This window comes from Pseudomonadota bacterium (genome assembly GCA_030860485.1).
Lineage (GTDB): Bacteria > Pseudomonadota > Gammaproteobacteria > JACCXJ01 > JACCXJ01 > JACCXJ01.
The window spans coordinates 1-23,383 of record JALZID010000322.1; the positions used below are offsets into that span (position 1 = coordinate 1).

Here is a 23,383-nt window from a genome sequence, read left to right on the forward strand (position 1 = left end):
GAGGTGATCATTGAGCTCATTGGGGCGACCACGACCCAAGGCGGGCTGAAAATCCAGGCGGCGTTGGATGAACGGCCTTATGCCAAAGGGATCAAAGTCAGCAATGCTGAATTGGCCACGGTCCAGCTCACGCCAGACGAATTCCACGGCGAATGGAACTACAGTATTCATCCCACACCAGCCCGATAATTGTTCAAGTTATTTATGCTAGATGCCTAAGTGGCCCTTTAAATTGACCCGATGGACGCATATGCCATTGCGATTCAATACGCGAAAAAACTCAGCGGCAATTAACCGAAGATCCCGCTTCGGAATATGTTCGAGGACGGTATGCGCAAAGCAGAAATCCACAGAATCGGCAGGCAAGTGCGCCAGTGACCGAACCCCCTGGGTCAAATACTCCCCTTTCATTGTTGGAGAAGATCGGGAAGGGTCTGCGGATCGCGTTCCAAACGCAGAGCGAGGACCCTTTGCCGCAACAACTCGAAGAGCCCGACATAGCCGGGCATATCCGCTATCGCGAACGGGGCAGAATCCACGAGCCATGTGCGCGACGCGCCACGGGAGCGTGCGATCGCGGCCGTAGATAGCGAATCCCCTGGCCCGAGTTCCAGCACATTGATCTTGTCGCCCCCTTAATACGGGGGCAGGTGAAGTCCGACCCCCTTTCCCAACGGCGCAGACATGCAGCGGACTGCTGCGGACCGCCGCGGCCGCGATGGCCGCTGCGCCGGTGGCGGCCGCCGTCTGTAAGCCGCTGGAGGGCGGGTGGTCACGATTGTTGACCGGCGGCCTCGCCATCACTGTTGTCTACGTGCTCGTGGAATCGCGACGACGCCGAGATTCTGCGGAAGGCGTGACTGCAATTGCGTCAAGGGACTTCACGCGTTTCGCGTAGTCGATCTGCGTCATATTGACGAGATCTCCTCTCGTGCACATCGCGGCCGCCACTCGCACAATCTCGCGGAACATCGGCAGCATGCCGTCACCCGTAAGAAAGTTGTGTGGATGACTCCAGAGGTGCACCACGCGGTCGTGCTTCGCCGCGTCGCGAAGGAGCGACGTCCAACGGCGCACCGTCACGGCGGCCGGAAGCATGCGCCGCCCGCCGCTCCGCCAGTTGAGGAAAAAGCCTGCCGGAATCCGGATCGCCGCCGCGTCGCTCGCGTGCGGCTCGGCCGCGGCGACGACATTGAGCTCGGAGAGTAGAGCGCCGGCGCGACCGAACGCGTGCTGCCTCCGTTCGCGGTAGCCGACGATGCCGTGATCGCCAAGCTCGTCAACATAGCCGATCTGATTGCGCGGATAGACGAGAGTCCACGACTGATCGTGGAAGAGGTCGAGGCGGCGGAGCGCATCGAGCTCCCATCGCACCTCGTCGCGCGTGGCGTCGGCCGGCGTGAGTGGTCGATGTGAGAATCCGTGGCCCGCGATCTCGTGACCTCCCGCCCGCGCGACGAGCCGTGCGGCCTCGGCATTGAACCACCCCTCGAGCTGCCCCCGCTGCAGCGCCGCCGCGAATACGCGGCACCACGAACTCGACAGAAGCGGCTCGAACTCCACCCGCCGATCGAGAAAGGCCTCAGCGCTCAACGTGTAGGCGCCGACGAACGCGAATGTTGCACGAAGGCCGTGCTCGCCGAGCAGCGCGAGAAGGTCGCGGTAGTTCTGCAGCAGGTTCGCCGTCGTGAACGACTCTTCGATGCGCGCGTCGAGATGATCGGCCACGCCCCACTTTCCCTCGCAGTCGAACGAGATGATGAAGACGCCGCTCATCGGTGATCGAGGATCGATTCGAAGCCGAAGTCGCCTGCCGACGCGTTCACCGCGGCAGGCGTCGCGGAAGAAACTCGTCGGCGATAGAGAAAACTGCGGGGCGCGTTTTCAATCGGACGCCACCCGAGCTTCGCAATGACGTCGTTGAGCTCCGCGCGCGAGCTGTAGCTCCACGCCAGCAGCGCGCCGCGGCGGGCGAGCAACTTCGCAGCCCACTGGAGCAGGGAGAGGAAATCCTGGGGATCGTCGTACGCGGCATCGATCAGCCGCGCGATGCGAATGCCTTTGCGCACGCCACAGGAGAATAGCGCGAACGCCCGGCGATCGAGCGAAGCGAGAACGTGTCGTGGTCCGAGACGATGAAAGAAGCGCCAGACGAACGTCTCGCGCGTCCAGTACGGCCGCATGACTGCCCCGGTTGCGACGCGGTTGAATGCCTCAATGCAGGCGTCGATCGGTTCCTCGGTCGGCGCCGCGGTGATCCGCATCGCGCCGCGCGCGAGCGAGTCGTACATCGCAGCGCGGCCGGTGATGGCGTGCAGCGCTCCCGTCACACTCGGCGAAAGAAGGCGAAACCACCGCGTCTCGATCGACGGCCAGCGCAGCTTCTCGTACATCGCGGCCACTGTGTCCGGCGCGCCGGGGATGAAGATCGCCGCCTCGCCGCGCATCGCGTGCAGGACGAGCATCGCCCCCAATCCACTGCGCGACTCCGGCTGCACGTACAGATTGTGCGCCGTCGCGACGAGCTGCCTCTGGCCGTCCAGGTGCCAGAGCAAGCGAATTTTGTTAAGACAGCCGATGACGTGCCCGCCATCGATGACCACCGTGCCGTCAGACGCCGCGCCATGCGGATTCTCGTCATACAGCCAGCGGGTGTAGCGCTCGTCCGCCTGATACGCGGGCGCACCGAACGCGCGGGCAGCGAAATCAAGGTACGGCCGCAACCACGGCTCGGCGAACGGTTCCACTTCCGGCGCGCTAGGTTCGCTCACGACGCAGCTTCTTAAAACGATCGCCGTGCATCGGCTGGTCGACGAGGATGACCTTCTGCGGGATCTTGAAAGGAGCCAGGCGGTCGCGGCAGTACTGGCGCATCCGCGTGCGGAACGCCGACAGGCTCTCCTCGGCCGAGAGCTTCACGCGTGCGACGACGACCTGTCCTGTGATCGCACTCGGCTGCGCGGCCACGACCGCCTCTTCCACGCCGGGCATCGTCTCCAGTAGAGTCTCGACTTCCGCCGGGAAAACTTTCTCTCCGCCGACGTTGATGATCTCCGAGCGCCGCCCGAGGATCCGGAAGTACTCGCCGTCGACCTCCACGGCGTCGCCGGTCCTGAACCAGCCGTCTTCAGTGAACGGGCTCGGCGCATTGAGATATCCGAGCATCGCCGACCGCGCACGCACCTCAAGCAAACCGTCGCGCACGCGTGTCTCGAATCCCTCGCCGCCGATCCTCACCCAAGGTGAGTCGGACGACTTCGACTTCGAGCGGAGGATGCCGAGCTCCGACAACCCGTAGGTCTGTTGCAGCTCCACGTGCGGCATGACTTCGCGTAGTCGTCGCAGCGTGTTCTCGGGCATGACCTCGGTTCCGTATGTCACCAGCTTCAGGCTGCGTGCTGAATCGAGGCGCCGGCCGGATCGCTGAGATCGACGATCGCCTCCATCTCTGCGATCACTAGAAACTCGGTTCTCTGTTCCTTGATGGCAGACGACAGCGGAACGACGACGCACCGCGCCCCAACGAGCGCGAGCAGCGCTCAGATCGAATTGTTTGTGCGAGTCGCTCAATAGCAGCAGGTGTAGGAACGTCGGCGTGGTCGGCAAGACCTCGACCGAGTACTGCTCAATGGCGGCGCAGATCGCGGCGGGCGAGCGATCCTCGACTGTAATGAGCGTGCCGGCATTCGAGATCACGTACAGCAGCGTGTTCACGCCGCCGATGTGGTCGAACAGCAAGAAAGCCAGCATGCGCCGCGACGCGCGGCGGACCGCGAATTTCGCCAGCAGCGGCACGAAGTCATGTACCGCCGCCTTGCTCTTTCCTGTCGATCCAGAGGAAAAAAGGATCAAGCCCGGATGTCCGATCATTTGCAGACGCACGAGTAACTCATGTGCGGCCGTCGTTGATACATACGCGGCCTCGCCGTCGAGCTTGAGCGGTACCGCCACCGTACTGAAGTTCACAATGCGCCCGTAATGACGCTTCTGCATCAGCTTCGCCGCCTCGCGGCTGCAGTAGAACGTGCCGAAGACGTTCGTCTCGTAGATCGCGCGGAACGATTTTCCCGGCGTGAGAAGCGAATGATTCATCGCGGCCACGCTGGCGCAATTGATCAGGTGGTCGACGCGGCCGTGTTTCTTGCGCACGTTCGAAAAGAATTGAATGACCGCCGACTCATCGGAGATGTCAACCCTGCAGTGCTCATAGTGGTCGTGACGCAGGTCCGACTCGTCGCGACTGCAGCCGACGACGATGCCGCCGGCGGCGAGAGCGTGCTCGCCGAGAAACCTACCGATGCCCTTGCGACTGCCCGTAACCACGGTGACCGAGTCAGTCATGTTGCCCGGTCGTCTGTGCCACGACGTAATCGGCAAGCGCGCCGACCGTCCGGAAAGGGCTGGCGCGCTGCGAGACCGCCCGTTCGTCGGCGAGCGTCACGGTGACGCCAAGAGACTCGTCGAGCCGCCTGCTCGACCGCCACGATGAACGACACCAAGCCGAGGGACTCGAGCACGCCTTCTTTGCCGAAAAGCGGAGCGTCCTCGCCGCGCTCGATGTCAATTCGCCGCGCCAGCGACTCGTTCATCTCGCGGGCCACTTCGAGGATGCTCTGGACGACCTGCTCTTTGCTGCTCATCTCACCGTCGGAGAGGGAGTATATGCGGCGCACTTGTCGCACACATGCTCGGCAAAGGGCAGGGCGCACGTGAACGCCGGCGAGACCGCATTGAGACCGTGCAGGGAGTCGTCGTGTTCGGTGACGAAACCCATCGCCAGCCTGCTCGTGGCGGTATCGAGAAGTTGGGCACGGATTCCGGGCTTTTCCCACACGGTGAAGGCCTCGGCGAAAGGCGAGCAACGGGAAGCGCGGGCAAAGGATAAGGTATTCAACGCGTTTCACAAGGTGGCTGTTGTAGTCTTCGCCGGTGACGGGCGGCCGCGGCAGGCTTTGTGGAGAGGATAGGGATTTCAACGCGAGTTGTCAACGGAGAATGTGTCGGCAATATTTCGTCGGACGGGCTGGCCGGTTGATCTTGTGATGTGAAAGCGGTCCGCGCCGGAGCGGAAGCGCCGGCCCCGGTGAGTTGGTGGGGACTCTGGGGTCGGCATCCGGTGCCCGGGCGCGAGTGCGCGGTGCCGGTGCCGGTCAAGAGGCCTTGACCGGGAGGAAGTAGTGGGATAGCGCTTACCAGATCACTCGCTAACGGACTCATAGGTGGGTGATGGCATCCTCAGCGACTTCGCGCTGATCGGCGTGCCTCCCAGTGGGGTGGACCTCGGGCAGAGCATCGCCCCAGCCGGATGTGATCGGGAGGAGCCGCGAAACAGCATCCGGTCGAAACAAGAGAGTACGCCGTACAGGAGCGCATCACCCGCCCAGCCGTAATAGAGTGGCTTTTCTCGCCGAGGCGATCGCGCATCCGATGGATGCAGACGTTCGGTCCGATCCCGCGCTCGCAAACATCCCGACGCACCGCCGCAGCGTGCCTGATGCCCCATGCCTCGAAGCCCGCCAGAAGCGTTTCGGTATCGGAATGCCCGCCATCCCGGCGGGATCCCCGAAGCCTGGAGTACCTGCCGCACGTCGACGTGGTTGTAAATCTTGCCGTTGAAGGCGATGACCCGGCGGCCCGATGCAGACACCATTGGCTGGTCCCCGGCCGGCGACAAATCGATGATAGACGCCCGCCGATGGCCAAAGGCCACCCCCGCCTCGGCGTCCAGCCAGATCCCCGCGTCGTCGGGCCCGCGATGACCAATCGCCTCAGTCACCGCTCGCGCGACTGCCTTGCCAGTTTCAACGGAGCAACCGGAGGCCTGTACGTAGCCGCCAATTCCGCACATCAGACGATACCCTTCGCGCAAAAACACGACGGTGCGAATCACAACACAATCGATCCCTGTGGAGAACCAAACACACCATCAACCGGCAGCTGACTCAATAACCGATCAAAGCATTCCCAACGAAGCTAGGCACCCGACAAAAAGGTTGCAAGGTTACATCGTTTTTATTTGCTTTTTCTAGACACCGGACGTCGTTAGCAACCGACCCTGCACGCGACTAGACACTCCCCCCATGACCTGAGTCGGTAATTTGTAGCCACTGTGTTAGGGACGCTTTCTTATTACTCCAAGCCTACCATGAACAATGTGAGGGGTTAGATTTCTTTCTTTCCCAAACTCTTTATATGCCTGATCTGAACCATCCCACGCAATATTTGACGAATCGCAATCATCTACCACCATAATTCCGCCTGGGCTTAATACCCGATAAAGCTCTTGCAATACCTTCTTCATGGGCCGATACAAATCAACGTCCAACAGACAAAAGGAAAGCGGACCCAGTGTCGTCAAATCATATTCGTTTACATCGGTTTTTATAGAAAGGACTCGAGTAATCTGGTTCTGCTGCATCGTTCCGTCGAACCATTTCTTTTTGTTGCCTTGAAATCCAGTAAACAGCTCTTTGGATTTCCCTCGATTGGCTACTTCAAACCCAGTGTCCTCATTAGCAAAACCTGAAAAGGTATCTATTGCATAGTAATCCTTTTGAATATTTTGAGCATCCATATATTTGTTAAGAAATATTGTTGTGGACCCATGGGCGCATCCAACTTCAGCTATGGCCCCTTCGATGCATTTTGTATCCTCAATGCATTGGCAAAGGAAACATAACTGCGACGCAGTAAAATTATATGCATAGCTCGGGAACAAATACCTCCTCATTGGGGAGTTAAATAGTATCTCTTTGACCAGTTTTACGAGTTTTGTGTTCATCTGATTCCTCCTGATTTGGATGCCTAGCCGTGATGTTGCAATAGGTTGTTGCTCATTTAGACTGGGTTTGAGAAGCTTGGAGGTTCCACCTTCCTCGTTTCTCAAAGGAGTCCAGCCGAATGAACATGCATAAGAATTGCGGCGGGCCGCGCCGCTCAGCAGCGCATCCCACTCGCCAATTCACAGGAAACCAGGGACTTGACCTTTTCCAATGCCGTATACGACCGCGTCCCAATATCGATAGCGACCATTGCAGGTTTGTCGCCCGTGCGAGTTTCGCTTACCATCCGCGCCCATTCTCTTCCATCGAATGACAGCTCGGAGATAACCGGCCCTACTTGCCTCGACCACACTGCTGAACGAAAGGCACGAAACCTGCTTGCATAAGGCGCCAGATTGGCTTCAAGCATCGCAAAGTTTTCTGGATCGTGTTCGATGCGATGACACTTGCGTTCGAAAACCTACTTAAGAAATAGGCGGACGAGTAACCGACGTTGGCGCCGCAATCTATGATATTAGCTCCACATCACGGTCGTTATCCAGACATCGATATTCCCGGGAAATGAATACCCCATGGAAGACATCAATGTCGCTGGTTCCTGGACGGCAATAAAGAGGAAACATTGCATATCTGCTGGATAGAGTAAGCGTCTCGCTTGAGAAATAGCGAGCGCGCAGTTTGTGCCACTTCCAAACGACCAGCGGAATTAACCCTGCATTAGCCAAACCGAGTCTGCAGAGTTGTAGCTTAGACTTGGCCTTGGTGATTATTATTGAACCATTCATCGAATATTTAAGCGGAGCCGAAATCGTTGCCTCTAATTCAAGAGGGCGCTCGTCGCGCCTCAAACAATTCACGATAGAACTGTTCGTAACGGCGCACGACAGCGGATATTTCGAACCTCTCCGTGATTCGCGCTCGCGCTCGCGCCCCAAGTGCCCACGAAGCCTCCGCCGGCATTTCCAGTAGCGACTCCATCGCGTGCGCCAAGCCTTTCATATCTCCGGCGGACACCACTCTGCCGGTGTCCCCGACGATATACGCGGAATCGCCCACGTCCGTAACTGCGCACGGGACGCCGGACGCCATAGCCTCTCCCAGTACCAGAGGAAACGCCTCGCCGTAAGAAGAAGAAGAAGCTAACACGTCCAAGGCCGCCATCAGGCGCGCAATGTCATCGCGCAAGCCAAGCAGATGCGTCACCGCTGTCAGGCCATTGGCGGCAAGAGTTCGTTGGATGGTCTGATTGGCATTGTCGACCCCGTGCCCGGCAAGCAGGAAGTGCACGTCCGGCCGTCGAAGGTGCAGCGCAGCGGCGGCCGAGAAAAATCCTGCATGGTTCTTCTGTGGATCCCACCGGCCAATCAACCCGACAAGGGCGGTTTCGACCGACAAACCAAGTTCCACCCGCACGGACCGCCTCGCGCTCGCATCCGGCTTGAAGTGGGAAATGTCAAACCCGTTGGGTACCATTACCATCTTTTCACGCGCGTAGCCACACGCGACATGGATCTTCCGCGCAGCCTCCGAGCAACACAGAATTCGATCAGGCACCCGGTGCGACAAAAAGGCGTTGGCCTTTACGACAGCCACAATTTGGCTCTTGTTATAGTCCGGGGCCAGAGTGCTATTGTGGATGCACCACGCCAACGTGGGAACACCGGCAAGCCGTGCCGCGACGCCGCCCATGAGGTCGGCGTGATACATCCAGGTATGAACCAAATCCGGCTTGTGGTCTCGCAGGCGTCGAATGAGGCGCATCAGTGCGACTGGGTTCGGGACTCCCTGCCGCATGCCCAAGCTTTCCACCGGGACGCCACGCGCGCGAAGTTTCTGTCCGATTGTGCCTACCGCGGTCATCGAAATTACATGCGGCTTGAACTCGGGCGAAAGCCGTGTGACTATCGTCTGCAGCATTATTTCCGCGCCGCCCACGTTGGTCCCGGTGATTATAAAGACTACCTTCACGCCCTTCGTTTACCGGAAATGAGTGCGAATGTCACGAGCCAGTAGAGGAAATCGAACATGTTATGGGTAAATATTGACAGAAAGAAAAAGCCGGTAACTGCAGTCAAATGAAACGTCTTGTCCTGAAAGTATTGTCCCTTCCATAGAATCACGACTAACCAAATCCATAGCGCTATCCCGAAGACACCGTACTCGGCAGCGAGCATGACGAGCTGGTTGTGTGTGCTGGCCCCCAGCGACCACAGATCTGTTGCACCGGCACCTGCGCCGAAGATGGGGTTCTCCAGGAATAGGTCCAGGCCTGCTTCCAAGACCTGCGCTCTCTCCAACGCACTGGCGTCATCCAATACTTGGTCCTGAAAGAACTCCAGTCGGCCCAGAACATTGTCCAGACCCGCAGAAAGGTCTTCACGCCCCTCTAGGTAGCTCTCAAAGCTGCCCAGCAGCAAAGGGAGAGCGCCCAGTGCCACCATCGGGGCAGCAAGGGTGTATTTAGGCACTGCTTTCCTCACCACCAGGAAAAGCCAGAGCAACGTCCAGCCCAGGATGGCCGCACGAGCAAAAGTCAGGATGACCCCCGCACCCACCAAGAATAGGAGTACTGCCCGATACCGGGGCCGCAGTACCGGGATAGCCAGTAGCAAGCTTAGCAACATTGCCTCACCCGCCTTGGTTGGGTTCAAAAACGTTGCGGCGGCACGCCCCGGGACCGTCCCTTCACTGCCGAGGGGATAGAACGCGCCCGGATGCAGGAAGTCGACGATCACCGTGGTAGGGATAAGAACGGCCAGGAAAGGAAAAATACGCTCGTAAGATGTGGTCCGGGTGATCGAGCAAGCGAATCCTAGCAGGACCGCGAGGACGGCATATTGGATCCTAGTGCCGATCACGTCGACCCTGCTCTGGTCACCATCAGCCAGCGCCACCACGAGATGAGCAGTATAAAGCATGACCAGTGCAAACGCCCAAAGGGAAAACGGCGAGATCACGTAGGAGATCAGCAACCTGAATCTCAATATCAGCAACGGCGCCAGAGCGACAAAGAATGCGTAATAGAAGTACTTCGGCAGGAGGCTATCGTTTAGCGTGGAGATGTAACTCGGCATCTCGAGGTAGACCAGGCATAGGACGACAACCAGTACAGCGACCTCGTACAAACCGAGAAAAACAAACTGTGAACTCGATGCGGTTCCCTGAACCCTGGCATCAGGGCTAACAGCGAGCGATATGTCAGAATATTTAACGTTCATGAGCAGCAGCTTTAGGCTTCAGCGATCAGCAACGCTTCGTACTGCTCCACGATCTTGCCGACGTGAAACGACGTGAGCGTAATCCGCCGTGTTCCGGTCTCCCCGCCACAAAACCGCTTGATTGCAACGCTCAAGGATTCAGCATCCACTGCCGGGGCAAGCAGCACGCCGCCCGCAAGCTCTGCTATCTCTGCTACCCCACCTGGCGACGGCATGGCGATCACCGGCGTGCCGCACGCCAACGCCTCCAACACGACATTGGGAAACCCCTCGTAGCGGGAGCTCAATACAAATGCATCGGCTCGCACGAAGAAAGGATAAGGGTTCTTCTGGAAGCCGGCGAAGCGCACCCGTTCCGCCACGCCCCTCTGCCGCGCCAGCTCTTCGAGCGCCGCGCGCAGCGGTCCTTCCCCCAGTAGCGTGAGCCGCGGTTGCCTGCCGTCACACAGCGCCAAGGCTTCGATCAGCAGATCGAAGCCTTTCTGGCGCGACAAGCGCCCGGCGGCGACCAAGTGCGGCGCGGTTTCGGTACGCCACGCCGCGGGCTCATGGTCTCTCGAACTGACATCAGCGGCGAGACACCGGATGCGTTCGATATCCACGGGGTTGTGGATAATCACGGCCTTAACGGGGGGAAAAGCGAAATGGCCGACCAGGTCGTCCCGCATGTCCAAAGACTGGCATACCACGACATCGAAACGCGCGTAAAAGCGCCGGTACGCCCAAGCCCACAGGCGGGGATGCGTATATTCAGTCAAAGTCTCGCTGACGACACAACCCTCTCGACCGATGTAGCGCACCCCGTTTGGCAACAGAGGGCGAAGCATCGCCAACGCCAGATTGAGATGCCCGAGGGTTGAAAACACCACATCCGGCCGACTCCGCCAAATCAGGCGCATGATCTTCGGCAAGGCGTATCGTACGCGTGTACACCGCAGATCGATGAACTCTACATCTTTCGGCACATCGGCGCGATACGCCGCCTCGAGAGAATCTACGACGGCCAACACAAGTTGAAATCGCGCCCTATCCAGATGGCACAAGAGAGTGATCATCACCCGCTCCGCCCCGCCCCCCCGCAGAGTAGGCATCACGAACAACACCCGCCGCCGCTTGATCGTACAGCCCTCAGCCACGCTCCGACCTGCGATTGTCAAGGTGGTATCGCACGAACCCGACGGGCCACATCAACGCCACCACCAGCCGAAGAACCACGCCCTTCAACGGCCATCGCTTGCCGCCCTGTGATGACGCCAAATGCATGCTGAAGCAGGTATACGCAACGGCTTCCTTGAGGATCGCCAGCGGATTCACGACACCCCACCTCCAATGGTGCTCGAGGATCTCTCGTGCAAGGAGTGTCCGACCATCCGATCGCCTGTGAGAATCGGAAAGTCCGGCGGTCAGGCTATCTTGGCCAGGGTGGTAAACTCGGAGTGGCACATTCACATAACGGGTGAGGTACTTTTCTGCGATTCGATACCACACAATTGCTTCAGGAACCAAGCCGACAACGTCTTCTGGAAAAGGAAACTCCCTGAGAACATCGACTCTCTGAAAGCCCCACTTTTCGCCCCTGATCCGGTATCTAAGCGCAGTCTCTATAGAATTCGAATCCAGAATGTCAGCAGGGAAGCGGCTCCCTACAATATTTCCAGCGGGGTCCACGCAAAGCGCGGTAACAGCGGAATAACGGTGCCGATCATTCTTTGGGATATCTCGCCACACCTGCTTGAAGGTGTCCAGCGCCTCTGGTAACGCCTCATCGTCGCTGTCCAAGCTTAGGAACAGTTCCCCACGTGCCTCCCGCACCCCGCGATTGAACGCGACTTTCTTGTGTGCGTGCTCCTGCCAGATATAGTGGATCGGGACATCGGCCGCCGCACACCACCCCTGCACCATTTGTCGTGTATTGTCAGTGGAGCCATCATCGACGATCAGCCATTCGAAATCCCGAAGGGTCTGGCGCTTGAGGCTCTCATACACCCGCGGTAGCGTCTGAGCGCGGTTGTAGCTGGCGGTGAAGACCGTGAAGAGAGGTGAGTTGCTCATGCGCCCAGCCCCATCCTGACCACAAACTTTTCCATATCCCGGAAGGCAAAAAGATTGACGCATTTCGGGAATGTGTGGTCACGCTGAATCGGCAGCAGTTCACCGTCCTTCACGGACGCGATCGTAAATCCCCTCGATGAAAGAATGTCATAGATATCAAGAAAGGAATAGCCGGACCTCCGAAAATGCTCATCCCAGCATTCGAAATAGACAAAACTTACGTTCTCTAGAACCTGACCGGCACCAAGAAAGACAAATTTCTCCCATCCTTCGACATCGACTTTCAGAAGTGTGATGGCCTCGCCGGCGAAAAATGCGTCGAGTCTGACCATCGGGACCATGATACCCCGCCCCTTGGGCAAGACCTTGTTCTGGTCGTCCGCGTCGATATCACTGAAGGTTACCCATCGGAAAGCGTCCCCCACGGCCAGTTGGGCAACATGAACGCTGGTCAGGTTATTGAGCTCCACATTTTCGCGCAGGTACTCCGCAGTGCGCGGGTGAGCCTCAAAAGCCGTAATCTTTCCTGTGTCGCCAACCGCAAAGGCCGCCTCGATCGTGAGGTGGCCGATGTTGGCGCCGACATCGACATACGAATCCCCCGGCCTAAGCAGAGCGCGAATAGCCTCCGAGTCCAAACGGCTACAGTGAGGGTCAACCCACAGGGCCATCGCCAGCGAGGCGGGGTGAAACTTAAGCACATAACCGGTTCGTTGGATGTGTAGTAAACGGCACAGCTTAGTCATTCTGAGAAAGCGCGAAACGAGAAAGCGCGCGGGATGTTTCTCAGCGGACAAGCGCGAAACAATAAAACGCATCGGATGCTTCTGAGCGAAGATAATGCGGATGTAGTGTTTCACCCGGCACCCCGAAAATCATCCCGGACGATTATTAGATACGTCGTACCCCTACCTTTAAGGACTGAAGGTATGTCGTTCGGGCCGACGGCGCAGAGAGTAATTATGGAAGGCATTTGGACATCCTGACAGTTCTTACCACAATCCCGCAATTCGTTCCATTGGGCATTTTGCCTGCGCCTCCGTCGGTCGGGAGTCAAACTGTAACGTTCGCATCGCCCATCGACCGATGCCCATCAACCGATCCAGCGCGGACTGCAAGGCAGTCACGTCCCCCGCCTGGGCTAGCAGGCCATCGACCTCGTGGCGAATATCATGTTTCATAACGCAGTAGGCGTAGAGATCAGCCCACTCGTACCACTCGTTCACATTACCGTCCCGGCGAGATAAACGAGTCATGCTTCGTCACCTTTCAATCGTGATCCCCGGACAAATACAAACTCATTGCACCCATGACCACCCGCATAACAGCTATGGAGCCTAGAAAGGACAAAACCTCGATCGCGATAGAAATGGAATATCGTATCGAGCGTGGCGACTTCAAATGGGTATCCGCCAATCCAGTCGATCAAATCGTGCCAGTAGCTCATTCCACGAGGGTTGTGCTTGGAATAATTGAGGATGTTCGAGAAGTAGCCCCACGGCCTTCCCTTCAGAATGAAGATGGCGAGAAACTTCAACTCGCGCGGCGCCATCACAGTCAAAGCGTATGGCTTTCTAGCAAACCGTGGCAGGACGTTGTAGATCCGCTTCAAGACACGCCACCGCTTGCTCCAGGTGCCCTGATCGTTGTAAATGGCAATGAACAACTGCCCACCATCGGCAACCAGAGGCGCCACATTTTCCAAAGCCTGCCACATTGCGCCCGTGTGATGCAGGACACCCCAGCTATACACCACATCAAATTGCCCGAGGCGGGCCAGGTACGCTCGATCCAGCACCGAACCTTTCTCTATCAGCCACAGGCCGTCTCCCGCAAAATACCGTCGCTTGAGCTCCTGAGTGCAGCCTACGGACTTGGGGTCGTAATCAAGAGAGTGAACAACGCCGCCCAAACGGCGGGCCGCCAAACTGAACAATCCAGAACCGCTGCCGATATCAAGAAAGCGCTTGCCCTGCAGGTTGCTCACACCTAGCATATCCTTTAGCGAGTTTTCTGCCTGAGCGATACGGTCTTCGTTCACTAATGACAGGAAACGCGCCCAGTTGGCACCAAACTCAAATCGATCCCCGCGAGAGGCCTCTTGTGCGTGCGCTGTCACAGCCTCACTTCCGCAAAAAACTCTTCCCACATCCCAGCGATCCTGTCCATCGAAAACCTTTCCCGTGCTTCGATCGCCCGAGTGGAAAACTGAACCCTGAGAGCGGCATCGCCCATTACTCGATCCAACGCGGCGGTCAGGGCATCGACATTGCCCGGCGGCACCAGCAACCCGTCAACCTCCGGGCGAATGATATCCCGCGGGCCAGTGTCGCAATCGAAACTCACTGCGGGCAGGCCGTGCGCCATGGCTTCGGCAAGCGTATTGGGAAATCCCTCAAAGCGGGAGCTCATCACGTAGAGATCAGCCCGTTCGTACCACTCGCCAACGTTGCCGGCACGCCCGGGCATAAATACACGACCGTCTAGCCCGGCGGCCTGAACGTGGGTTTCTAACGCGCGGCGTTCTAGGCCCTCGCCGAGAATAACCAAAATCCAATCGTAATACTTCTGAGCCAATGCCCTGAAGGCCTCGATCAACCAATCAAATCCCTTCTCCTTGGCCAGGCGACCAACTGCCAGGAGGATATGCCGATCGGCGACGCGGACTGTTTCCGGGCTAAGACGTGGCGCTTGAACCGCCAGGGGCCAAAGCGCCATGTTCGGGATGATGGTAATCCTCTTGGCGCTGGTGTGCATCCTGAGCCAGTCCGCACTTTCCTGCGTGAGCGCAACAACGGCAGCTAATTGACCGTAGGTAGATCTCCGCAGCGCTCCCCATTGGGCGCCCAAAGGTAACTGGGGCGGATGGGTGCGCTCGGCACCAATGGCGCACACATTCGCCAAGCCCCGCGTTGCCAGCGCTAGGATGACGTTGGCGGTGCTCATCGCGGCGACGGCGATATCGGGTTGTACCTGTCGCAACACTTGCCGCAGTGCCCGCACACGGTGCAGATTTTTCCATAAACCGGCCAGGACATTGCGACTTTCGCCCGCCAGTTCCAACGCAATGCGCTCGACCGCGGGATCGAGCTCATAGAAATCAAGGCTCCGTGGCGTCAGCGTGACGATGGTAACGGGCCAGCCCTTCGCAGCCCAATAGTTGGCGAGGTTCGCCGTAACGCGCTCGGCACCGCCGCCGGAGAGGGAGTGCATGAAAAAAAGCAGCCGCATCAGGGGACGCTCCGCTTGGTGAAGGAAGCCGTAAACCACCAAAGCGTGGCCAAGGAAACCAAGTACATGAATGCCGTCGCTGCATTGATGCCGCTGACGCCCATCAGCGGCACCAATACCAGATTTGCTCCAACTTTCGCAATCAAATTAATCGTGGCGCTGAGCGCGATTAATTTGTACTCCTGTTGGCTAAGCAAGACCGCCGCCAGTACAATTCCGGCGAAGTAAAAGGGTACTTGCAGCAAACCGGCCCGCAGGGCTTCCGATACCGCCAAAGTATCTTCCGCCATGAAAGCCCCTCGCTCGAACAACAGGCGTACCGCCAACGGCGTAAGCTCCCAACCAGCAATCAAGGCGAGCACGCCGAACGTAAACAGTAGGAGTACCCATTGGTTTGCCAGACGACGCCTTTGCACACCCCCTTGCGCCGCTGTATTTGAGAAGATCGGCAGGGTCGCCCGGCTAACCGCCGTCGCGCCGAGTCCGAGGATCAGGGCGAGCACACGGTTGGCGTAACCGAGCGTGGCGATAGCCCCCGTGCCGAGATGAGCCGCGAAAAGCTGGTCAATGATGCCGATTAAGCTCATCAGCGCCTGGCCCGCCAGGCTAATACCAAAACCCTGCCAAAAGGTCGCCCAGTGCGGGGAGCGGTGCGTAAAGCGCGGGACCTCGATCTCGCCGTGCCTAGCCAACTGGATGGCGAGGCTGATCAGGTGAAAGGCAAAACCGGCCAAAGTGCCCCAAACCAGCGGTTCGACGCCGGCTCCAGAAAAGGCGACCACGCTCAACGCTATGGTCAAGGCGGGTACGCCCTCCAGCAGGGTATTTGCGTGGCGGCCAGCAGCCAGCATCCAGGCGGAAAAGAGGCTGGTCACCACGCCTATCGGCGCCGCCACAAGGAGCACTGGCACAGTCTCCAGGGCCAACGCGGCGGTCGTGGTGGACAGTCCAGTCCAAGGGGCGCGTAGCACTGCCGGCAGGATAAGCCAAGCTAAAGTCGCCAACGCCAGCCCAATCACGACGGACAGGCCAAAAAGCTCCGCGCGAAGACGTGGCAGATCTGGCGTCGTGGAATCGTGCCGTATGCGCGCCGCCAACGGCACCAATACGCCGACCAACACACTGAACCATATGCTTACCGGCCAAGTTACAAGAGTCAGTACATAGAGGTAGGCATCCACCTCGGCGCTGACACCGTAGCGGTAAGCGATGGCCATTTCCTTGGCCGCACCGGCAAGTCTGCCCAGGAGGACAAACAGGGCAATCCAGACCATGCTTTTGGCGATGGCATAATGGTCAGGATGCGCCCTTGTCATCCGGGAGCGAATGACACCAAGAACCCTCACTTGACTTTATTCACGCCCTGCTAACGTCTCGACTGCTTACTCGCCGGCGATGATCCGTCGTAAAAAAGAAGGATCCACGCATGCCAATACGGGGTGCAACGCAAAAGAACACTGAAATAACAACTTACATAGCAATATTCGGCTTCTTGATTTTCCAGACCTGCCGAGTGCGCCAACGCCCGAAAGTCCGCCGGAGTAGACTGGTTGCAACAGCACGGAAACCCCTCTTCTCGTTTGGTGTCTGGGGAGCTGGTAAATAGTAGGCAGCGCTTGATACGCTTGCGTAATCCCCGTAATATCTCTCCGCCTTCTTAAAGTCCTGCGCGTTCAGTACCACACCGAAGATCGGGATGTTCGCGGATGCGATGCGCTTGAGCCCTGCCCTCGCCAACGGAGCCAGTGTTTTGTTGGCCATCACGACGTAGATCAGGCCGGTGGATTGACTGCCGATCACCAGCGCATCGGAGACCAACTGCACCGGCGGGCTGTCGATAATGATCATGTCGCACCGATCGCGCAGCATGGCCAGCAAATCGCGGAACTCTTGGGACGCTAAGAGTTCGAGTGGCTTGGCAGGAATACGCCCTGCGGAGATAACAAAAGTGCCGTCGACCTGCAGCAGACACTCTTCGAATGTGCAGGCGCCCGAGAGTAGCTGCGACAGTCCCTTCTGCTCCCTCGAAAGGTTCATTACTTTGCCAAAACAGGGGCGACGCATGTCGCCTTCGATGAGTAACACGCGTTTGGTCTTTGCCTGCGAAAAGGCCAGATTCATCGCGAAGGTCGATTTTCCCTCCTCTCGCACCGACGATGTCACTACGACGATCGGGCGCGTGGTGTCGAGTGCCGAAAGCAGCACTCCGGTTGAAGCAGTGCGTATCGATTCCGCAAAGAGCCCATGCGGTTGATCCAGCACGGCGCGGGCGGTATTTTGCTTGCCGTTCCCAAGCAGTACCGGCAATGCGGCCAAGAACGGCTGACGAAGCTTCGCTTCGACGTCTCTACTCGTTTTTACCGTATTGTTCAGGGCCTTCAGGAGTAGCGAGCCAATCACGCCGAGAAACAGGCTCAGCGCCGCGGCAATCGCCACCGTGCGTGCCTTGGCCGGCCGTATGGGCAACAAAGCCGGCACGGCTGCGTCAACGAGGCGTGCGTGGGATGATTGGGAATACTTGCTGGCGTTGGTCTCTTTGAAGCGAGACAGGAAAGTCTGGTAGAGCCGCCGGTTAGTGGCCGCCTCCCTTTCGAGCACACCCAACCCGATCTCCTTCTGGTTGAGGTCTTGAATCGTTCCTTTGGACCGCGCCAGTGCTTGTTCAATCGTGTTCTCCGTTGCCCGAGCCGCTTCGTACTCCTTAGTGACGCTCGCCACTAAATTTTGAATTTGTCTTCGCGTGTTGGCTCGCGCAGCGCTCACATCGCTGCTAGCCGCCAGAAACTTCTGGTGGTTGGACCCGTAGCGTTGCGAAACCTCGGCAGCCTTTCTCTCCGCCTCGGCTTCGATCTCCTTGGCCCGCTGCACCGACACGCTTTTGACAACCTCAGGCACCGATTCGTAATCACCTGCCCTCACTTGGTTTTGGGCCTGCTCGGCCTCAGAGCGGCGAAGCCGGGCCTCCACGAGCTTCTCGGTCAACGCCTCTAGCTGGCTGCCGGCGCCGCTAAGCACCGTGTTTTTGCTGTCAAGCATGCCTTCCCGGTCGCGGTAGGCCTGCAGCGCCCTCTCCGATGCGTCCCATTTTGCCTTGAGGTCCGCTAATTGTTGGTGGAGCAATTGCTCGGCATTTTCGCTCATTTTGTAGCGCGCATCCAAGTCGGCCTGCATGTACGCTTCTGCAGTTGCGTTGGCAACAGCGGCCGCCAGCATCGCGTTGTGGGACTCGAAACTTACCTTGACCAAATGGCTCAAACGCACGGGCTCGATAGACAGATTCGCAGTGAAGGCCTCCAGTACCTGATCCTCGAGTGACGCCTTGTCGAGCGCACCGACAGGCTTCGAATGTAACGCCGCCGAAGCCGGAAGATGCTCGTTCATCCACTTCTCGAGCGCAGACGGCTTTTTCTGGCGCGGATCGAACTCCGGATGCTCGGCGAGCTTCAGCTTTGTGAAGACTCGCCGTGCGACCTCACGCGACTTTAGGATGTCTGTCTGGGTCTGGAAGTACTCTTTGTAGTAAGGGATCGCACCACTGTAAGCATCGCCGATCTGCAGTAGGCTTCGTCTCTCCATATCGATCAGCACCGTGGCACTGGACCGATAGACCGGCGCCATCTGTGAAACGGCCACGTAGGCGATGACGGCAACAAGCACTGCGAGCGCAAGGATCCTCCACTTGTCGAGCATGATCGCGCGCCAGTGCTCGACGAACTCGGGCGTTTCCTCCTGTGTCAGGTTGAGATTGGATGGCGGCCCGCCGTGGTAGCGGCCCTCCGCGGGAACCATCTCCGCGGGGATAGACGCGGGTTTGTTCATCCTAGAAGAAGCTCTCTTCAACCGTGCCCTCGGCATAATGCGCACCTTGCTGTGTTATCCAGAATCAATGATTAGTCTATCATAGGGCGACGCTTTAGAAGTAGCAAGGAGGCCTCGCCAAACCCGTCATGGCGTACCCGCATGTACCCGACGGACGGTCTAAGCTATAGGCAGTACGCCTCGCTCGCCTTCGGCCTCCGCTGTCGCGAGGCCGGGGTTCCGGCCCTCAATGGGCTCGGTCAGGGACGCGTACGACAACCGCCTCTGCGAGACTTACTTGACGACACTCGAACTGGAGCTGCGCGACCGGCTGCGGTTCGCCACCTGGTCGAGGCCACGCCAAGCCATCGTTTCGGGTTCATCGAAGGTTAGCGCAGCACCACCGGCGGCATTTGATGCATTCCGTCGACGGCGAAATCCCACGTGAAGAGCACCCGCAGCGTGGCGGAGACCTGAGCGACGAGATAGTGCAGGCTGAGCCAGCGAACGCTGCCATGCACGATCGCCCCGTTGAGCCGCAGCCCGGCCAGGGCCATGTCACAAAGCGTGGCAGGGCGGAGCGGTGAGGACGGTCCTGTGGAGGGCGAGCCGGTAGTTCAGACCGTAGTTCAGGAGGCGCTCACGGCAAAGCCCATGCTGGAGGCCAGGATCGCGTCGGCGCGGCAGAGTTCCAGAAGCGTGAAGAGGACCAGGTACGGGGGCAAGGTGCTCAGCCCGGCGACCACGAGGAAGATCCCGCACGCGCGGGACAGGGGTCTCATCGGGTGCTCGGGCACAGGCGTTCACTCGTCGAAGGGGCTCGCCGCTCCTGTACCCACCGCCAGAGGCTCGTGGCCACGTCGACGCCGGCAAACGCCGCAAGGGCGGCAATGAGTGGCTCGGCTTCCAGGCGATAGCGGGTGTCCGCGAAGGTGAGGGCGACGGCGACCGCGTTGGCCCCGAGGAAGGCATAGACAGGCAGCAGATTCCGCGCGAGTGATCGGCTGCGCCAGACCCCACAAGAACAGGGCGAGGACCGGGACCCAGTAGACGGTATACAGCATGCCTCGCCGGGCGCAGGCGGCCACGTCGACGACCCGGTGTTCGGCCGCGTCCCACTTCGGGCTGCTGTTGGCAAAGGAGCGTGGGACTTTGTGCCAGCCGTACAGCCAGACGACCTTGCGAACATCGGTGAGGATGGCCTCGCCAGGGTGCTGGCGCAGGTAGTCCAGCGCCCACCACGGCAACATGACCGCCATCCACACGATGAGGAACGCTGCGCTCGACCGGACGGCAAGGCCGGGTCGCCGCTGCAGTACCAACCCGATGAGGGTGACCATGGCGAGGATGACAGTGGCCGGCCCCGAAACGAGACGTACCAACGGGAGAACGCAACCGAAGGGCCGGTGTCGATGATCTGCATGGCAGCTTGACCAGGTACGGATGCAGGGCTAGCACGAATCCGGCGACCAGGCCCACCACCGGGGAAAACAGCGTGCGGCCGATCTGGTAGCCTTCAGGAGACCAGCCAGCATCAGGGGATACAGCGGCATGCAGGTGCGGATACCCGTGTATCCGTCACCGCGGACGAGGGCTTCAGCGAGATCCAGGTAGCCACGACCGGCGTAGTTCTCCCATGGGTTCGCCCGGGCGGTCAGCCCAACACCAGATGGATCGCCAGATGGATCGTCAGACTGAGGCCCAGCAGGAGGGCCAACGCGATCGGCAGACGCCCAGGCCGGAAGCTGCGAAATATCGTCACATCCTCAGGCAGCGGTCTCGATCTCCCAGAGGACGCCGCGGGCGGCGTCGAGCGCGCTGGCCTCGAGCTCGGCCGCTCCCGCTCACCAGCGAGCCTCGGACGCGACGCGGTCGGACGGCGGGGGCGGTCCGCCGGACCTGCGGTTCGAGAGCGATGTCGTGCCCGGTGTTCTGAGTGGCTCTGAAGAGGTCCCGGCCGATCACATTCGCCAGCATCAAATGTGTCGTCGCGGAAGGCGTCGGCCAATCGCCCCCCCCCCGAAGGCCTCATCGAGCGACGGCCGCCTGTTCAGCTCGCGGAGCCCGGTAGCAGCCCGAGCCGATCGATGTGCAGCCACTTCGTGCATCGTCTTCCGAGTCGGACGAGCGAGGCCGGCGGTCGCTGTGTGAACCGCCAGCAAGCGAACGCGATGGGCTTTGCTCTCGCGCTCGAAGTGTCGGCGGGGTCTTAGCAAGGGGCTTAAGCGCTCAGTGCGGTGTTAGATCGCTTGGATGCTCCGTGTGTTTAGGTCGGCGCACAGGCGTCGATCGCCTCGCCGACATTCCCGCATAATATTCGACGTGGCTATTTGTCTTCTATCCTTGCCAGAGCGGCGACAGACCCTGCGACCAAGAAAGCGGCGGACGGTCCAAGCGCGACCGGTCCACCACAAATTGTGGAAGGAGAAGAATAAGGCAAGGCCAAGCAGCGCAAGGTCCGAAACGTGGAATAACCATCCTAAGAGCCCAATTATGATGTAAAACATGCTCATAGCACTGAGGAGAAAAAGCGTTTGCCGTTGAGACAAGCCCGCTGATAAAGCCAGGTGATGAAGGTGCGTGCGATCGGCGTGGAATGGCGATCGCCCGCTCGCCAGGCGGCGCGCCCCCACCGCGATCGTGTCACCGAGCGGTAGGGCCACTAACCACAGCGCGATTGTCGGTGCGAACACTCGATTGTCACCTTGGGATGAAGCAATGAGCAAGCACGCGAGTAGATATCCCAACAACGTGCTTCCCGCATCCCCCAGAAATACGCGCCCGCTACGCCGCCGGGCGCCGGGCAGATTGAAGAGCAAAAACGCTGTCATCGCGCTGGCTAGGCATATCGAAATCTGGAATAGCTCGTAACGCCCCGCCAGGCTGGCCATCACGATGAGCGCCAATAATGTCAAGACCGTTAGCATACCGGCGAGACCATCGACGCCATCGGACAAATTGATTGCATTGATTATCCCCACCATCGTGACCACAGTAAACGGCACAGCAAGCACACCCAGCGGGAGCACGCCCCCCCCGACGGACAGATTACCCAGGTCATAGAGCCGCACGTCGGCCCCGTAGATCGCCAATAAAGCCGCCGCGATGTGGGCGGCAAGGCGCCCTTCGGCAGAGATCGGGCAATAGTCGTCCCGTGCGCCGACACCCACCAAAAGCAGCCCCCCTGCCATGAGCCACGGGAGGCCTTCGAATACTGGCGTCAGCGCTATCATCGACGAGACGAAGCCCAGGTAAATCGCGATACCGCCCACCAAAGGCACTGAGCCTTCATGGCGCTTGCGCAGCCCATCCGGATTGTCCACCAGCCCCACGTGCGGGGCAACAGCGCGAAGGGCACGAATAATGCCCGCCGTGGACAAGAACGCTATTAGGCAACCCCAGAAGACTTCCATACAAGCAACCTCGCTCCTGAATTGGTGAACATCCCTTAATTGTAGCAAGCGACCTCACCCTCCTCCTCGCGCCTTCCCGCGCGAGCTCGTTCCGCATGCAAAACCCCTTCCTCTGCACGTTCGTTTGACGGATCTACAACATGGGTGGCATCTCCTGCCACGACCTATGCCGAAGTTTGATTCACGCGGAAGGGATACGCCGACTCACTCATGCCGCCGCACAACTTCGTATTATACCTCTTTTCTTTAACCCTGCCCTAGGATCAATGGTGTCCTCGGCGAACGGGCAGGGTCGGTGGAAGTTTAGGGAGGGGTTGAGGTATGCGGCGCAGAAGGCGTTGATTTGCATTGCATAACGCTGCGGGGATGGCCCTGTGCCGGCGGACGGTAGCACTCGGTGAGCCCGCCGGTGGCCAAGCACTGCCGCACCGGGCGGGTCAGTGCTGCCGTGAATAGCCCGTGGTGCGGCCCAGATAGCGCAGCACCAACCCCTTGTCCGTCCGCGCTTGACCCGACGGTAGGTCGAGGCTGGTAAAGCGCTTGAGTACCGCCTGGAGGTGCGAGCAGCGCCCCTCCTCGTCCCCGACGGACTGGAGCCGGACTCCCCCCGTCCCCTTCAGGAAGGCCCTGAGCTGCTCTAGCGCGCACACTCGCGTCTCGTTCCTGTCGATCACCATTGGCACCTATGATCGACCCAATGGCTACCGTTCAGTCTCATACAACGCACAACTCTGCGTTGTACCTACCGGAAACCTACCGGAGGAGACCTCTTGACATGGTGGGATATTTTGCCGTAGCCTTCCTCACGATCCCCTCAGGGAAGGTTCGTGCCACTGCGCGAGAGGCTTAAGATGGAGACCCTATCACCATTTGCTGCCAGGTCAGCGTA

Annotated in this window: 21 protein-coding genes and 1 pseudogene; 2 read left to right on the forward strand and 20 right to left on the reverse strand. The window is 59.2% G+C overall.

Going from position 1 to position 23,383, the window contains the following annotated elements; all coding sequences use genetic code 11:
• The coding region (locus M3461_20290; protein MDQ3776523.1) for an ISAzo13 family transposase at positions 1–189 on the forward strand (189 nt) is incomplete at its 5' end.
• A 621-nt stretch (positions 190–810) separates the two neighbouring features.
• On the opposite strand, the gene M3461_20295 is transcribed toward M3461_20290, so the two are convergent.
• The 15 genes from M3461_20295 to M3461_20365 form a co-directional block, all read right to left on the reverse strand.
• Entirely contained in the window at positions 811–1,776 is a 966-nt protein-coding gene (locus M3461_20295; GenBank protein MDQ3776524.1) for a polysaccharide deacetylase family protein, read from the reverse strand.
• Positions 1,773–2,771 (reverse strand): hypothetical protein, encoded by a 999-nt coding sequence (locus tag M3461_20300; GenBank protein ID MDQ3776525.1) that lies wholly within the window; start codon positions 2,769–2,771, stop codon positions 1,773–1,775. The genes M3461_20295 and M3461_20300 overlap by 4 nt, the downstream gene beginning before the upstream one ends.
• The gene (locus M3461_20305) at positions 2,758–4,341 is read right to left on the reverse strand and encodes an SDR family NAD(P)-dependent oxidoreductase (protein ID MDQ3776526.1); all 1,584 of its coding nucleotides are present in this window, start codon (positions 4,339–4,341) and stop codon (positions 2,758–2,760) included. The genes M3461_20300 and M3461_20305 overlap by 14 nt, the downstream gene beginning before the upstream one ends.
• Positions 4,338–4,640: a hypothetical protein gene (locus M3461_20310; protein MDQ3776527.1), complete on the reverse strand. Its 303-nt coding sequence runs from the start codon at positions 4,638–4,640 to the stop codon at positions 4,338–4,340. Before M3461_20310 ends, M3461_20305 begins: the two co-directional genes overlap by 4 nt.
• A 557-nt stretch (positions 4,641–5,197) precedes the next feature.
• Complete coding sequence (locus M3461_20315; GenBank protein ID MDQ3776528.1) at positions 5,198–5,890, reverse strand: hypothetical protein; 693 nt, start codon at positions 5,888–5,890, stop codon at positions 5,198–5,200.
• Between the two features lie 222 nt (positions 5,891–6,112).
• Positions 6,113–6,781, reverse strand: a complete 669-nt coding sequence (locus M3461_20320; protein MDQ3776529.1) for a TylF/MycF family methyltransferase — start codon at positions 6,779–6,781, stop codon at positions 6,113–6,115.
• 823 nt (positions 6,782–7,604) lie between these two features.
• Complete coding sequence (locus tag M3461_20325) at positions 7,605–8,699, reverse strand: glycosyltransferase (GenBank protein MDQ3776530.1); 1,095 nt, start codon at positions 8,697–8,699, stop codon at positions 7,605–7,607.
• Positions 8,700–8,746: 47 nt separating this feature from the next.
• Positions 8,747–10,000 (reverse strand): O-antigen ligase family protein, encoded by a 1,254-nt coding sequence (locus M3461_20330; GenBank protein MDQ3776531.1) that lies wholly within the window; start codon positions 9,998–10,000, stop codon positions 8,747–8,749.
• 11 nt (positions 10,001–10,011) lie between these two features.
• Complete coding sequence (locus tag M3461_20335) at positions 10,012–11,136, reverse strand: glycosyltransferase (GenBank protein MDQ3776532.1); 1,125 nt, start codon at positions 11,134–11,136, stop codon at positions 10,012–10,014.
• The gene (locus M3461_20340; GenBank protein ID MDQ3776533.1) at positions 11,129–12,052 is read right to left on the reverse strand and encodes a glycosyltransferase; all 924 of its coding nucleotides are present in this window, start codon (positions 12,050–12,052) and stop codon (positions 11,129–11,131) included. The genes M3461_20335 and M3461_20340 overlap by 8 nt, the downstream gene beginning before the upstream one ends.
• A complete protein-coding gene (locus tag M3461_20345) occupies positions 12,049–12,912 on the reverse strand; it encodes an FkbM family methyltransferase (GenBank protein MDQ3776534.1) in 864 nt (287 codons plus the stop codon). Before M3461_20345 ends, M3461_20340 begins: the two co-directional genes overlap by 4 nt.
• Positions 12,913–13,304: 392 nt before the next feature.
• Positions 13,305–14,171, reverse strand: coding sequence for a class I SAM-dependent methyltransferase (locus M3461_20350; GenBank protein ID MDQ3776535.1), 867 nt, complete (start codon positions 14,169–14,171; stop codon positions 13,305–13,307).
• Entirely contained in the window at positions 14,168–15,283 is a 1,116-nt protein-coding gene (locus tag M3461_20355) for a glycosyltransferase family 4 protein (protein ID MDQ3776536.1), read from the reverse strand. The genes M3461_20350 and M3461_20355 overlap by 4 nt, the downstream gene beginning before the upstream one ends.
• Positions 15,283–16,557, reverse strand: coding sequence for a polysaccharide biosynthesis C-terminal domain-containing protein (locus tag M3461_20360; GenBank protein MDQ3776537.1), 1,275 nt, complete (start codon positions 16,555–16,557; stop codon positions 15,283–15,285). Before M3461_20360 ends, M3461_20355 begins: the two co-directional genes overlap by 1 nt.
• Before the next feature lie 196 nt (positions 16,558–16,753).
• Complete coding sequence (locus tag M3461_20365; GenBank protein MDQ3776538.1) at positions 16,754–19,102, reverse strand: polysaccharide biosynthesis tyrosine autokinase; 2,349 nt, start codon at positions 19,100–19,102, stop codon at positions 16,754–16,756.
• A gap of 171 nt (positions 19,103–19,273) precedes the next feature.
• Here M3461_20365 and M3461_20370 point away from each other — a divergent pair.
• A pseudogene (locus M3461_20370) lies at positions 19,274–19,451 on the forward strand (IS3 family transposase).
• Positions 19,452–19,470: 19 nt separating this feature from the next.
• Here M3461_20370 and M3461_20375 read toward each other — a convergent pair.
• From M3461_20375 to M3461_20395, 5 genes are all read right to left on the reverse strand, one after another.
• Positions 19,471–19,638, reverse strand: a complete 168-nt coding sequence (locus tag M3461_20375; GenBank protein ID MDQ3776539.1) for a hypothetical protein — start codon at positions 19,636–19,638, stop codon at positions 19,471–19,473.
• A gap of 72 nt (positions 19,639–19,710) precedes the next feature.
• Positions 19,711–19,863: a hypothetical protein gene (locus M3461_20380; GenBank protein MDQ3776540.1), complete on the reverse strand. Its 153-nt coding sequence runs from the start codon at positions 19,861–19,863 to the stop codon at positions 19,711–19,713.
• Positions 19,864–19,884: 21 nt separating this feature from the next.
• Complete coding sequence (locus tag M3461_20385) at positions 19,885–20,421, reverse strand: hypothetical protein (protein ID MDQ3776541.1); 537 nt, start codon at positions 20,419–20,421, stop codon at positions 19,885–19,887.
• 900 nt (positions 20,422–21,321) lie between these two features.
• A complete protein-coding gene (locus tag M3461_20390; protein ID MDQ3776542.1) occupies positions 21,322–22,461 on the reverse strand; it encodes an undecaprenyl/decaprenyl-phosphate alpha-N-acetylglucosaminyl 1-phosphate transferase in 1,140 nt (379 codons plus the stop codon).
• A 470-nt stretch (positions 22,462–22,931) separates the two neighbouring features.
• Positions 22,932–23,171, reverse strand: coding sequence for a hypothetical protein (locus M3461_20395; GenBank protein MDQ3776543.1), 240 nt, complete (start codon positions 23,169–23,171; stop codon positions 22,932–22,934).
• Positions 23,172–23,383: the final 212 nt, after the last annotated feature.

Coding starts and splice junctions, on each gene's coding strand:
- M3461_20295 (MDQ3776524.1), bottom strand. CDS start 1,776: ATGAGCGGCGTCTTCATCATCTCGTTCGACTGCGAGGGAAAGTGGGGC.
- M3461_20305 (MDQ3776526.1), bottom strand. CDS start 4,341: ATGACTGACTCGGTCACCGTGGTTACGGGCAGTCGCAAGGGCATCGGT.
- M3461_20310 (MDQ3776527.1), bottom strand. CDS start 4,640: ATGAGCAGCAAAGAGCAGGTCGTCCAGAGCATCCTCGAAGTGGCCCGC.
- M3461_20320 (MDQ3776529.1), bottom strand. CDS start 6,781: ATGAACACAAAACTCGTAAAACTGGTCAAAGAGATACTATTTAACTCC.
- M3461_20325 (MDQ3776530.1), bottom strand. CDS start 8,699: ATGCTGCAGACGATAGTCACACGGCTTTCGCCCGAGTTCAAGCCGCAT.
- M3461_20330 (MDQ3776531.1), bottom strand. CDS start 10,000: ATGAACGTTAAATATTCTGACATATCGCTCGCTGTTAGCCCTGATGCC.
- M3461_20340 (MDQ3776533.1), bottom strand. CDS start 12,052: ATGAGCAACTCACCTCTCTTCACGGTCTTCACCGCCAGCTACAACCGC.
- M3461_20355 (MDQ3776536.1), bottom strand. CDS start 15,283: ATGCGGCTGCTTTTTTTCATGCACTCCCTCTCCGGCGGCGGTGCCGAG.
- M3461_20360 (MDQ3776537.1), bottom strand. CDS start 16,557: ATGGTCTGGATTGCCCTGTTTGTCCTCCTGGGCAGACTTGCCGGTGCG.
- M3461_20365 (MDQ3776538.1), bottom strand. CDS start 19,102: ATGAACAAACCCGCGTCTATCCCCGCGGAGATGGTTCCCGCGGAGGGC.
- M3461_20375 (MDQ3776539.1), bottom strand. CDS start 19,638: ATGGCCCTGGCCGGGCTGCGGCTCAACGGGGCGATCGTGCATGGCAGC.
- M3461_20380 (MDQ3776540.1), bottom strand. CDS start 19,863: ATGAGACCCCTGTCCCGCGCGTGCGGGATCTTCCTCGTGGTCGCCGGG.
- M3461_20385 (MDQ3776541.1), bottom strand. CDS start 20,421: ATGGTCACCCTCATCGGGTTGGTACTGCAGCGGCGACCCGGCCTTGCC.
- M3461_20395 (MDQ3776543.1), bottom strand. CDS start 23,171: ATGGTGATCGACAGGAACGAGACGCGAGTGTGCGCGCTAGAGCAGCTC.